The organism is Nonomuraea sp. CA-218870 (assembly GCF_050936535.1).
Classification (GTDB): domain Bacteria; phylum Actinomycetota; class Actinomycetes; order Streptosporangiales; family Streptosporangiaceae; genus Nonomuraea; species Nonomuraea corallina.
On record NZ_JBNJMN010000001.1, the window covers coordinates 2,934,419 to 2,945,924 of the forward strand.

At 71.2% G+C, this 11,506-nt stretch carries 11 protein-coding genes; 6 read left to right on the top strand and 5 right to left on the bottom strand.

Features of this window, described 5'->3' with window-relative positions; all coding sequences use genetic code 11:
• Positions 1 to 27: 27 nt before the first annotated feature.
• From ACQEUU_RS14310 to ACQEUU_RS14320, 3 genes are read right to left on the bottom strand one after another with little or no spacing between them, the layout of a single operon-like run.
• Positions 28 to 1,500 carry an FAD-binding oxidoreductase gene (locus ACQEUU_RS14310; RefSeq protein WP_433065487.1) on the bottom strand — a complete coding sequence of 491 codons (1,473 nt, stop codon included), beginning with the start codon at positions 1,498 to 1,500 and terminating at the stop codon, positions 28 to 30.
• A 1-nt stretch (position 1,501) separates the two neighbouring features.
• A complete protein-coding gene (rfbB, locus tag ACQEUU_RS14315) occupies positions 1,502 to 2,437 on the bottom strand; it encodes a dTDP-glucose 4,6-dehydratase (protein WP_433065490.1) in 936 nt (311 codons plus the stop codon).
• A complete protein-coding gene (locus ACQEUU_RS14320) occupies positions 2,434 to 3,501 on the bottom strand; it encodes a glucose-1-phosphate thymidylyltransferase (protein ID WP_433065493.1) in 1,068 nt (355 codons plus the stop codon). Before ACQEUU_RS14320 ends, rfbB begins: the two co-directional genes overlap by 4 nt.
• Before the next feature lie 136 nt (positions 3,502 to 3,637).
• On the opposite strand from ACQEUU_RS14320, the gene ACQEUU_RS14325 reads away from it, so the two are divergent.
• From ACQEUU_RS14325 to ACQEUU_RS14350, 6 genes are all read left to right on the top strand, one after another.
• Positions 3,638 to 4,603 (top strand): helix-turn-helix transcriptional regulator, encoded by a 966-nt coding sequence (locus ACQEUU_RS14325; protein WP_433065496.1) that lies wholly within the window; start codon positions 3,638 to 3,640, stop codon positions 4,601 to 4,603.
• Positions 4,604 to 4,696: 93 nt separating this feature from the next.
• Positions 4,697 to 5,677, top strand: a complete 981-nt coding sequence (locus ACQEUU_RS14330) for an ATP-binding cassette domain-containing protein (protein WP_433065499.1) — start codon at positions 4,697 to 4,699, stop codon at positions 5,675 to 5,677.
• On the top strand, positions 5,674 to 6,507 hold the full coding sequence (locus tag ACQEUU_RS14335) for an ABC transporter permease (RefSeq protein WP_433065502.1): 834 nt from the start codon (positions 5,674 to 5,676) through the stop codon (positions 6,505 to 6,507). The genes ACQEUU_RS14330 and ACQEUU_RS14335 overlap by 4 nt, the downstream gene beginning before the upstream one ends.
• 319 nt (positions 6,508 to 6,826) lie before the next feature.
• Positions 6,827 to 7,420: an LmbU family transcriptional regulator gene (locus tag ACQEUU_RS14340; protein WP_433065505.1), complete on the top strand. Its 594-nt coding sequence runs from the start codon at positions 6,827 to 6,829 to the stop codon at positions 7,418 to 7,420.
• Positions 7,421 to 7,599: 179 nt separating this feature from the next.
• Positions 7,600 to 9,045, top strand: a complete 1,446-nt coding sequence (locus ACQEUU_RS14345) for an acyl-CoA carboxylase subunit beta (RefSeq protein ID WP_433065508.1) — start codon at positions 7,600 to 7,602, stop codon at positions 9,043 to 9,045.
• Positions 9,046 to 9,057: 12 nt separating this feature from the next.
• Positions 9,058 to 9,687, top strand: a complete 630-nt coding sequence (locus tag ACQEUU_RS14350) for a response regulator transcription factor (RefSeq protein WP_433065511.1) — start codon at positions 9,058 to 9,060, stop codon at positions 9,685 to 9,687.
• A gap of 1 nt (position 9,688) precedes the next feature.
• On the opposite strand, the gene ACQEUU_RS14355 is transcribed toward ACQEUU_RS14350, so the two are convergent.
• Positions 9,689 to 10,222 (bottom strand): flavin reductase family protein, encoded by a 534-nt coding sequence (locus tag ACQEUU_RS14355; RefSeq protein ID WP_433065514.1) that lies wholly within the window; start codon positions 10,220 to 10,222, stop codon positions 9,689 to 9,691.
• A complete protein-coding gene (locus ACQEUU_RS14360; RefSeq protein WP_433065517.1) occupies positions 10,222 to 11,505 on the bottom strand; it encodes an activator-dependent family glycosyltransferase in 1,284 nt (427 codons plus the stop codon). Before ACQEUU_RS14360 ends, ACQEUU_RS14355 begins: the two co-directional genes overlap by 1 nt.
• Position 11,506: the final 1 nt, after the last annotated feature.

Sequence of the window (11,506 nt, forward strand, 5' to 3'; positions counted from 1 at the left end):
CGTCACCCGGGTGGCGTCTCCCCTTCGTCACGGCAGCCGGACCGACAGGGCGTGCCGGAACACGTCGAGAGGGTCGAAGCGGGCCTTCACCCGCTGCAGCCTCGGGTAGTTGTCCCGGAAGTACAGCCGGTGCCAGGGAACCCCGCTCCCGTTGAGCCCCGGATCGGTGAAGTCGGCGTCGGCGTAGTTGACGAACGCCCCGCCGTGGCCGCGGTCCGGGTCGGGGACGCCGCCCGTCCCGGCGAACAGGTCGTGGTAGGTCTCCCGGATCCAGCTCAGGTGCAGGTCGTCCTCGCGGCCGTCCCACCAGAACACCGACCCGTACGCCTTGAGCACCGCGTCGCGGTGGGCCATCGCCGTGTCGGCCGGTCCGGCGGCGTTGACCGCCCCGCCGTGGGAGAGCAGGTAGAAGGCGGCCGCCGGATTCCGGTACGACGACTGGTCGGTGAGCCTGCGGTAGAGCCCCGCGATCCTGTCCTCCGGCCACGCCGAGCGCAGGAAGGCGGCCTTCGACTTGAAGCGCCCCCTCACCCCGGCGTACTCGTCGGGGACGAGCGTGGCGGCCAGGAACGGGCTGGTCGAGACCTCGGTCTCGGGCGTCGCCCGCACGGCGCGGCAGACCTCGGCGACGAACGCGCCGGCGACCTCCGGCCCGGCGCCGCCGTCCTCGGCCGCGGTCTCCAGGGTGACCGGCCCGCCGCCGGCACGCGGCAGGGTCAGGCTGTTGTCGAGCAGGGCGCCGGGGGCGCCGGGCTCGCTGTTGCGCTCATGCCAGTGGGAGAAGGCGCGCACGAGCGCGACGAAGCCGTCCTCGTCCAGGTCGGCCCACTGCCAGCGCACGGTCTTCCTGGTCACCGCGGCGGGCGGCGCGGGCAGCGCCCGCTCGCTGCCCGGCGAGCGGAACAGGAACCGGGTGACGACGCCGAAGCCGCCCGCGCCGCCGCCGGTGCAGGTCCACCACAGGTCCCGGTGGGGGTCGTCCGGCTCTCTGGTCGCCCGTACGGCACGCGCCCGCCCGGAGTCGTCCACCACGACCATCTCCACGCCGTACAGGTGGTCGACCGACAGCCCGTGGCGGCGCGAGAGCGCGCCGCCCCCGCCGCCCGGCACGTGGCCGCCCACGCCGATCTCGGGGCAGCGGCCCGCGGGCACGGTGACGCCCCAGCGCAGGAACAGGGTCCGGTACATCGACCCCAGGGTCGCGCCCGGCTCCACCGCGAACGCCCCCGTCTCCGGGTCGAGGCCGACGGCCTTCATCTCCGACAGGTCCAGCACCGTCCGCGTCCCGGGGTGGTCGACGAGCGCCTCGAAGCAGTGCCCGCCGCTGCGCACGGCGAGCCGCTCGCCCGCGGCCACCGCCTCCTGCACGGCCCCGACCACCTGCGCGGTCTCACCGGGAACGACGATCTTCGCGGGGTTCGCGGTGAATCGGGCGTTGATGCCGCGGCCGGCCAGGTCCGGGTAGCGGGGGTCGGCCTTGTCGACGATCAGGTGGGTCATGTCACTCCTCGTGGCGGGCACGCCGTCCGGGGTGGTCGGCGTACCAGCGGACGGTCTCGGCCAGCCCGGACTCGAAGCCGACCCGTGGCCGGTAGCCGAGGGCGCGCAGCTTGGCGTCGTCCAGGGAGTAGCGCCGGTCGTGGCCCTTGCGGTCCTCGACGTGCTCGATCATCTCCCAGCCGGCGCCGCACTCCGCCAGCAGGCGTCCGGTCAGGTCCAGGTTGGTCAGCTCGGCCGTGCCGGCGACGTGGTAGACCTCGCCCGGCCGGCCCTTCTCGGCGACCAGGCGGATCGCCGCGCAGTGGTCGCTGACGTGGATCCAGTCGCGCACGTTGCGGCCGTCGCCGTACAGCGGGACCTTGCGCCCGTCCAGCAGGCGGGAGACGAACAGCGGGATCATCTTCTCCGGGTACTGGCACGGCCCGTAGTTGTTGCCGCAGCGGGTGATGGACACGTCCAGGCCGTGGGTGACCGCGTAGGCGAGGGCGAGCAGGTCGGCGCCCGCCTTCGAGGCCGCGTACGGCGAGCGGGGGCGCAGCGGGGCGTCCTCGGTCCACGATCCGGCGTCGATCGAGCCGTACACCTCGTCGGTGGAGACCTGTACGACCTTCGCCACCGCGGCCTCCAGGCAGGCGTCGAGCAGCGTCTGGGTGCCGAGCACGTTGGTGCGGACGAACACGGCCGCGCCCTCGATCGAGCGGTCCACGTGCGACTCGGCGGCGAAGTTGACCACCAGGTCGTGCCCGGGGACCACCTCCTTCAGCAGTCCGGCGTCGCAGAGGTCGCCGTGCACGAACGTGTGCGGCACGCCCGCCAGGTTGGCCCGGTCGCCCGCGTAGGTGAGCTTGTCCAGCACGGTGATCTCGGCGTCGGGCAGGGACCGGGCGAAGTGCGAGCCGATGAAGCCGGCGCCGCCGGTGACCAGGATCCGTCTCATGAGCTCAGCTGGACCTGGCTGTGGTCGCCCAGCACCAGCCGGTGGGCGCGGGGCGTGTCGGGCGCGGGGGTGACCTGGACCTCGTGGCCGATCAGCGACGCCTCCACCCGGGAGACCCCGGTGATGGAGGCCCGGGGCAGCATGATCGAGTACTCGATCTCGCTGGCCACGACCGCGCAGTCGGGCGAGATCGAGGTGAACGGCCCGACGTAGCTGCCCGAGACCCGGGAGCCGGTGCCGATGATGGCGGGGCCGACGACGCGGGAGCGCTCGACGACCGCCCCCCGCTCGACCACGACCCGGCCGATCAGCTCGCTGTCGCCGTCGACCCGCCCGTCCACCCGGCTCTCCAGCGACTCCAGCACCAGGCGGTTGACCTCCAGCATGTCGGTGACGTTGCCGGTGTCCTTCCAGTAGCCGGAGATGGTGAGCGACTCCACCCGGCGGCCCTCCTCGATCAGCCACTGGATGGCGTCGCTGATCTCCAGCTCGCCGCGCGCCGACGGCTTCAGGTCGGCGACCGCCTCGTGGATCTCCGGGGTGAACAGGAAGACGCCGACGAGCGCGAGGTCGCTCTTGGGCTGCTGCGGTTTCTCCTCCAGGCCGACCACCCGGCCGGTGTCGTCGAGCTGGGCGACGCCGAACTGCCGCGGGTCGTTGACCCTGGTGAGCATGATCTGGGCGGACGGACGGTCCCTGGCGAACCGGGCGACGATGTCGTCGATGCCGCCGACGATGAAGTTGTCGCCGAGGTACATGACGAAGTCGTCGTCCCCGAGGTAGTCGCGGGCGATCAGCACCGCGTGGGCGAGCCCGAGCGGTTCGCGCTGCCGCAGATAGGTCACCTCGAGACCGAACCGCGAGCCGTCGCCGACCGCGTCCTCGATCTCGGCATGGGTGTCGCCCACGATCATGCCGAGTTCCCGGATTCCGGCGGCGGCCAGCGCCTCCAGGCCGTAGAACAGCACGGGTTTGTTGGCGACCGGCACGAGTTGTTTGGCGGAGGTGTGTGTGATGGGGCGCAATCTGGTGCCCGAACCTCCGGCGAGCATGAGTCCCTTCACCTGAACAAGGATAAAAATCGCTGCCACCGCGCGTAATGGGGCACATTCATCTCCACGCGTGAAGGAATCATATTGACGAATATTTCCCGATGAATCGCGGCCGGATTCTGACCGCGATGCGTGTCACGATGGCGTCATGGCCAACACGCCTCAGCGCATGCTGCGTCTGCTGTCCCTGCTCCAGCACAGCCGCTACTGGTCGGGGGCCGAGCTGTGCGAGCGTCTGGAGATCAGCCCCCGCACCCTGCGCCGCGACATCGACCGGCTGCGCGAGCTGGGCTACCCGGTGCACGCGACGCCGGGCGCGCACGGCGGCTACCAGCTGGAGGCGGGCACGGCCATGCCGCCCCTGCTGCTCGACGGCGAGGAGGCGGTGGCCGTCGCGATCAGCCTGCGCACCGCGGCCGGCGGCTCGGTGGCCGGCATCGAGGAGACCTCGGTGCGCGCCCTGGCCAAGCTGGAGCAGGTGCTCCCCGCCCACCTGCGCAGACGGGTGTCCACACTGCAGGACTACACCGTGCCGATCACCGTGCCGGGCCCCGTCGCGGACCCCGAGTGCCTCATGGTGATCGCGCAGGCGTGCCGCGACCGGGAGCGGCTCCGGTTCGGGTACGCCACCCGCGACGGGGCCGAGAGCAGCCGCTTCGTCGAGCCGTACCGGCTGGTGCACGTCGCCAGGAAGTGGTACCTGATGGCCTGGGACCTCAGGCGGGACGACTGGCGCACCTTCCGGGTCGACCGGCTCTCCGCGCCCTACGCGACGGGGGAGCGCTTCAGCCCGCGCGAGCTGCCCGCCGCGGACGTGGCCTCTTACGTGGCCGAGTCCATCACGTCGTCGCTGGCCCGCTACCGCGCGCTGATCACCTTCCACGCGCCGCTCGCCCGGATCGCCGAGCGCGTCAGGCCGCGCGACGGCATCCTCACCGAGGTCGACGCGGACACGTGCATGCTGCGCACCGCCGCCGACTCGCTCCAGTGGCTGGCGCTCACCGTCGGCATGTTCGACGTCGAATTCGAGGTGCACGAGCCCCCGGAGCTGATCGAGTACATCCGCATGCTGTCGGGCCGGCTCGACCGGGCCGTTTCCGGCGGGGGCGGATAAAGCGGTCGAATATCCGTGGAGAATCGCTGGAGAAAACACTCCGCCGGACAATGCGGCCAGGAACTGACCGCGCCCGCGGCTATGGTCGGAAACATGACGAGTAACGGCACGCCAGCTATACGAACCGCAGGCCTGCGGAAAAGCTTCGGCGAGACGAGAGCCGTCGACGGGATCGACCTTGAGATCCCGCCCGGCGTCGTCTACGGCGTACTCGGCCCCAACGGCGCCGGGAAGTCGACGTTGATCCGCATGCTCGCCACGCTGCTCCAGCCCGACGGCGGCAGCGCCTCGATCTTCGGCCACGACGTGGTCGGCGAGGCCGACCGGGTACGGCGGCGCATCAGCGTGACCGGGCAGGCCGCCTCGGTCGACGACGCGCTCACCGGCACGGAGAACCTGATCCTCATGGGCCGGCTCCAGGGCTACGGCCGGCAGCGGGCGCGGGAGCGCGCCGCCGAACTGATCGCGGCCTTCGACCTGGGCCACGCCGCCGACCGGCTGGTCAGCACCTACTCGGGCGGCATGCGCAGGCGGCTCGACATCGCCGCCAGCATGACGGTCACCCCCGACCTGCTCTTCCTCGACGAGCCCACGGCCGGGCTGGACCCGCGCAGCCGCAACCAGGTGTGGGACATCGTCAGGGCGCTGGTCGAATCCGGCACCACGATCCTGCTCACCACGCAGTACCTGGAGGAGGCCGACGAACTGGCCGGCCGCATCGCGGTGGTCGACCACGGCAGGATCATCGCCGAAGGCCCGTCGAGCGAGCTGAAGGCGTCGGTCGGCTCGGCCACGCTCCACGTGCGGCTGCGCGACCCACGGCAGCGTCCCCGGGCCGGGGAGCTGCTGGCACGCGAGCTCGGCGTGCCGGTGCACCTGGCGGCCGACCCGGCCCGCCTGTCGGCCGGCGCCGGAGACGGCGCACGCGTCATCCAGGCCCTGGGCGCCCTGTCCGGGGAGTCGATCGAGACCGTCGAGTTCGCCGTGCGGCAGCCCAGCCTCGACGAGGTGTTCCTGACGCTCACCGGCCGCAAGGCCGAGGACGCGCCGGTCAGGGAGGAGAGCAGAGCATGACATCGTCCACCCCGCGAGTCGCGGACCCCGTCCGGGCGGCCGTGTCGGTACGCGAACGGCCGCCCCGCGCGAGCGCGCTGTCGGCCACGGTCACCCACCTGTGGCGCGGCGCCATGGCCTTCAAGCACTTCCCGGCCCAGCTCATCGACATGATGCTGCTGCCGATCATCTTCCTGCTGCTGTTCACCTACATGTTCGGCGGGGCCTTCGCCGGTTCCACCCAGGAGTACCTGCAGTTCTTCCTGCCGGGCATCGCGGTGCAGAGCGTCATCCTGATGACCGTCTACACCGGCACCGCGATCAACACCGACATCAACAAGGGCGTCTTCGACCGGTTCCGCACCCTCCCGTTCTGGCAGCCCGCGGCCATCGCCGGCAACCTGCTCGGCGACGTGGTCCGCTACGTGATCGCCCTGTCGGTGACCATCGGGCTGGGGCTGCTGCTCGGCTTCCGGCCCAGCGGCGGTCTGCCGGGCGTGCTGGCTGCCATGGCCGTGCTGATCGTGTTCGGGTTCAGTGTGAGCTGGATCTTCGCCGCGATCGGCGTGGTGGCCAGCGTCCCCGAACGGGTCTCGGGCACCAGCATGATCGTGATCTATCCGCTGGTGTTCACCAGCAACATCTTCGTCCAGCCGGACACGATGCCGTCGTGGACGCAGACCCTGGTGCAGCTCAACCCGATCAGTCACGCGGCCACGGCGTCGCGCGCGCTGATGCACGGCACGGCCGGCTTCTGGGACGTCATGTGGGCGTTGGTCATCTCCGCGGCGATCACGGTGGTGTTCGCGCCGCTCGCCGTCCGTCTCTACCGGAACAAGAACGCGCGTTGACGCCCTTTGCCGGGGACCGGAAAAGCAGGCCGACGGCCGACCTCCCGGTGTTCTCGCAGGACCTCGCGCATTTTCCGCTCTCCATTTCCGGTCCGCACGAATACGCCGCTTTCCTGTCCGGAAGGCGCCGCGCGCCGACGTTTTCCGCGTCACGTTTAACCTGCTCCGTCGCGGATAATTGTGGATGGTTGTCCATGTAGCGGCCGAGGTGAACCCACGGCCGGCCACCTACGACGGAGAGCCCCCCTCCATGAGCGCAGACATCAACGATCGCGAAAGGAATCTGGGCGGACTGCCGCGGTTGTCACAGGCGGACTCGGTGCGAGAGGTCCGCGGAAGCGGAACGTACGGCCGGGGCCGGCTCGGGATGGACACCGGCGTCCAGGCGGGCGCCGTCGAGCTGCGCATGCCGATGGGCCTGACCCTCGAATCGTGGCGGCGCGTCGGACAGCACCTGAAGAGGATCACGGAGTCCTCCGCGTGGTGGCTGGGGGACTGGCTGGTGTACGGGGAGCGGGCCTTTCCCGACCGCTACCGCCTGGTGATCGAGGAGACCTCTCTCGACTACCAGACGCTGCGCAACTACGCCTGGGTGGCGCGGAAGTTCCCGGCGTCCCGTCGACGGGACGGGCTCAGCCTGCAGCACCACGCCGAGACGGCCTCCCTGCCTGAGCACGACCAGGACTGCTGGCTGACCCGGGCGGAAAAGGAGAAGTGGTCGGTGAAACGCCTTCGCCGGGAGCTGCGTGAACGCCGCAGACTGCGCACGGGCGGCGAGCGGCGGCCCGAACAGGTCGTCATACCGTTGAACACCGATCGCGCGGAGCGCTGGGCGCAGGCCGCGGACGCCGCCGGACTGCCCCTGGTCGACTGGATCGCGGAGACCCTGGACGAGGCCTCGACCGACGGCTGACCGCGCAATATCGAAGAAACCGGGCCGCATTCTCGGCGGCCCCTTTCCGGCTGCCTTTCCGATGAAAACTAAAACACCTTCACGGGAACCGTCCGGGCGCTTGACATTCCAGAACGGGCGATGTTTGCATTGCATTCCGATAACAAGTGAACCATTAACGGAAAATGCGGAGCATTGCGATGACCTCAGTCGCGCAGCAGATTCGCGACATCGACGTCCGCCGCCGCATCGACATGCTGGCCGACCCCGGCTCCTTTCTGGAATTCGGCAGTCGCGCCCGGCATCGGGTCACAGCATTCGGCATGGATGCCAAGCGGCCCGTCGGTGACGGGGTGGTGACGGGAAACGCGACCATCGGCGGCCGCCCGGTAGGGCTGTACGCACAGGACTCGGCCGTCCTCGGCGGCTCGCTCGGGGAGATGCACGCCGCGAAGATCGTGGGCGTCCTCCGCCAGGCGGAGCGGGCCAGGATCCCGGTGGTCGGGCTCCTCGACTCGGGCGGCGCCCGCATCCAGGAAGGGCTCGCGGCGCTGGACGGCTACGGGGCCATCTTCCGGGCCAACGCCCAGCTCTCCGGCCGGGTGCCGCAGCTCAGCCTGATCCTCGGCTCGTGCGCCGGCGGGGCGGTCTACTCGCCCGCGCTGACCGACGTGGTCATCATGCTGCGCGACGGCGCCCACATGTTCCTCACCGGTCCCCAGGTCGTCAAGGCCGTGACGTTCGAGGACGTCACTCCGGGCGAACTCGGCGGATCAGAGGTCCACACCCGCCAGTCGGGAGTGGTCCACCTGGTGGCGGACGACCCCGCGGAGGCGATGAACCTGGCCCGCAGGGTGCTGTCGTACCTGCCCGACTCGTGCTGGTCCGAGGCGCCCATGGCCGAGCCGGCCGAGCCGGGAGTCCTGCCCGCGCTGCCGGACAACCCGCGCACCGCCTACGACGTGCGCCGGGTGATCGACGGGATCGTCGACGGCGGCAGCTTCCTCGAACTCCAGGCGCGCTTCGCCCGCAACCTGGTCATCGGCTTCGCCCGGATCGAGGGCCGCGCGGTCGGCGTCGTCGCCAACCAGCCGCAGGCCCTCGCGGGCGCGCTGGACATCTCGGCCTCCGAGAAGGGGGCGCGCTTCGTCCGCCTCTGCGACGCCTTCGGCGTGCCGCTGGTGACGCTCGTGGACACCTCCGGCTTCCTGCCCGGCACCAAACAGGAGTCGAACGGGGTGATCCGCAAGGGCGCCAAACTGCTGTACGCCTTCTCCGAGGCGACCGTGCCGCGGCTGACCGTGGTGCTGCGCAAGGCGTTCGGCGGGGCCTACATCGTGATGAACTCCAAGTCGCTCGGCGCCGACGCCGTCTTCTGCTGGCCGCGGGCCCAGATGGCCGTCATGGGGGTCGAAGGGGCGGTGGACATCGTCTACCGGCGGGAGCTGGGCCGCGACCCGTCCGCCCGCCAGGACCTCATGGCCGACTACGAGCGCGAGGTGATGGCCTCCCACCTCCCCGCCGAGCGGCTGTCCGCCGACGAGATCATCGAACCCTGGCAGACCAGGTCCGTCCTGGCCGCCACCCTGCGCACGCTGGCCAGTGCCGTGCGCCCCCGCTTCCGCCACGACAACCTTCCGCAGTGATGGGGTATCGACATGCCGGCCAGAAGAAACGACGTCATCCGGGTCATCGTCGGTGAGGACATGGACCTGGTCAGGGGCGCCCTGGTCGCACTGCTGGAGCTGGAGTCCGACATCGAGGTCGTCGGCGCGGTGCCCGCGGGCAAGGAGATCGTCGCCACGGCCAGGCACCGCAACCCGCGGGTCGCCGTCATCGACGCCGACCTCAACGGCAAGGACGGCCTGGAGGCCGCGGTCGAGCTCAAGCGGAACCTGCCCGGCTGCGAGACCCTGCTGATCAGCAGCCTCGCCAAGCTCCCCACCGTACGGCAGGCGCTGTCGGCCGGGCTGGGCGGGCTGATGCTGACGAAGTCGTCGCCCGAGCGGCTGGCCGACGCCATCCGGCGGGTCGCGGCCGGCGACCGGGTCTTCGATCCCGACGTGACGCTGGCCGCGTGGGAGTGCGTCGACTGCCCGCTGACCGAGCGCGAGCTGGAGGTCCTCCAGCTCACCGCGGAGGGCGACGAGGCCAAGGAGATCGCCGGCCGCCTGTTCCTGTCGTCGGGGACCGTACGCAACTATCTGACGGTCATCGTGAGCAAGCTGAAGGCCCGCAACCGCATCGACGCGATCCGCATCGCCAGGGAAGCCGGCTGGATCTACTGACCTACCGGGTGTCCCCGTCCGGGATGAACTGCCCGAAGCGTCCCCGGTGGTAGAGGAGCGGCTCCCCGGCCCCGGCGATCCGCGTGCCGATGACCAGGCCGACGACCAGCACGTGATCCCCGATGTCCGTGGAGGTGTACGGGGCGCAGGTCAGGTGGACGGCGACGCCGTCCAGCAGCGGAGTGCCCAGGGGGTCGGTGTGCCAGTGCGTCGGCGGGGCGAAACGGTCGCCGTTCGTGCGGGCGAAGCGGGCCGCGAGATCCGCCTGGCCGGCGGAGAGCACGTTGACCGCGAACCGCTCCGCCTTGCGCAGCCACGGCCACGTGGACGACGACCGGCCGATGTAGAACGACACCAGCGGCGGCCGCAGGCTGACCGAGGAGAACGAGGTCGCGGTCAGCCCCACGGGCACGTCCCCCACCGCGGCCGTGACGACCACGACCCCGGCCGCGTGCCCGGCCAGCGCCCGGCGGAACTGCTCCTCCCCGGCGTGGCCGTGCGGCAGGTCGTGGTTCATCGGCGGGTCGCCACTCATCAGCGGGACGGGCTCAGCGGGGCACGGTGATGGGCCGCCGTCAGGTCCTCCAGCGTCGGCACCACCTCGTTCGGCGTCGGGCAGCCGAGCATCTCGTCGCGGATCCGCGCCGCGCCCTCCCTGAAGGAGCTCTCGCTCAGCAGGTGGGCCAGGCTGTCCCTGACACTGGCCGCCTCCCTGGCCGGTCCCGGCGGCAGGTAGATGCCGGCGCCCAGCTTCTCCAGCCGCCGGGCGCGGTAGACGTCGTCCCACTGCCAGGCCAGGTTCAGCTGGGGCACGCCGTAGAAGACCGCGCTCGACCAGGTGCCCGCGCCTCCGTGGTGCAGCACCGCGGCGCAGTCCGGCAGCGCCACGTGCAGCGGGACGCTGTCCACCACCCGCACGTTGCCCGGCAGGGGACGCAGCCGCTCGCCCTCCGCGACCGTCGCGAGCACCTCCACGTCGAGCTCGGCGACCGCCTCCAGCAGCTCGGCCACCGCGTCCAGCCCGGAGAAGCCCGTCGTGCGCGCGGTCATGCCCTGCGTGACGCACACCCGGGGGCGCTCCGGGGCGGTCCGAGACCACGGCGGCACCACGGCCGGCAGTGGCCCGTTGTACGGGATGTGCCGCATCGGCACCAACGGCTGGTCCAGCTCGAAGCGCACGCCGGCGGGCATCTGGTCGATCGTCCACTGGCCGGTGACCACCTCGGGGCTGAACCCGCACCCGTGGCGGGCCAGCGTCCAGGTGAGCCACTCGCGCAGGCCGTCGTCCCGGCGCTCCTCGGGCTCCGGGGCCAGCAGCTCCTGGAATCGCTCGTACGCCTTCAGGAAGAGGTCGGGCCCCCACAGCAGGCGCGCGTGCGCGGCCCCGGTGACGTGCGCCGCGATCGCCCCGGCGAACGTGAACGGCTCCCAGATGACCAGGTCGGGCCGCCACCGGCGGGCGAAGCCGACCAGATCGTCGATCATGGAGTCGTTGTTGATCTGGGAGTAGAAGGTGGCCGTGAGCATCGTGGTCGAGGCCTCCAGGAAGGCCCGGTCCAGCAGCTCGGTGCGGCCCTCCAGGTAGTCCGCGTTCTGGTGCAGGGCGAACACCCCCGGAGCGGCGGCGGCCATCACCTGCTCGACCCGGTGGTCCTCGCCCACGGGCACGGCGGTCAGCCCCGCGCCCGTGACGCTGCCGGTCAACGCCGGCTGGCTGGCCACCCTGACCTCGTGCCCGGCGGTGCGCAGCGCCCACGCCAGCGGCACCATCCCGTTGAAGTGGGCGTCCATGGCGAACGCCGTGAGCAGCACGCGCATC

Bases quoted from the DNA above. Each gene is read 5' to 3' on its own strand.
- ACQEUU_RS14325 (WP_433065496.1), top strand. From the start codon at position 3,638: ATGGCCAACACGCCTCAGCGCATGCTGCGTCTGCTGTCCCTGCTCCAG.
- ACQEUU_RS14335 (WP_433065502.1), top strand. From the start codon at position 5,674: ATGACATCGTCCACCCCGCGAGTCGCGGACCCCGTCCGGGCGGCCGTG.
- ACQEUU_RS14310 (WP_433065487.1), bottom strand. From the start codon at position 1,500: ATGACCCACCTGATCGTCGACAAGGCCGACCCCCGCTACCCGGACCTG.
- rfbB (WP_433065490.1), bottom strand. From the start codon at position 2,437: ATGAGACGGATCCTGGTCACCGGCGGCGCCGGCTTCATCGGCTCGCAC.
- ACQEUU_RS14360 (WP_433065517.1), bottom strand. From the start codon at position 11,505: ATGCGCGTGCTGCTCACGGCGTTCGCCATGGACGCCCACTTCAACGGG.
- ACQEUU_RS14345 (WP_433065508.1), top strand. From the start codon at position 7,600: ATGACCTCAGTCGCGCAGCAGATTCGCGACATCGACGTCCGCCGCCGC.
- ACQEUU_RS14350 (WP_433065511.1), top strand. From the start codon at position 9,058: ATGCCGGCCAGAAGAAACGACGTCATCCGGGTCATCGTCGGTGAGGAC.
- ACQEUU_RS14355 (WP_433065514.1), bottom strand. From the start codon at position 10,222: ATGAGTGGCGACCCGCCGATGAACCACGACCTGCCGCACGGCCACGCC.
- ACQEUU_RS14330 (WP_433065499.1), top strand. From the start codon at position 4,697: ATGACGAGTAACGGCACGCCAGCTATACGAACCGCAGGCCTGCGGAAA.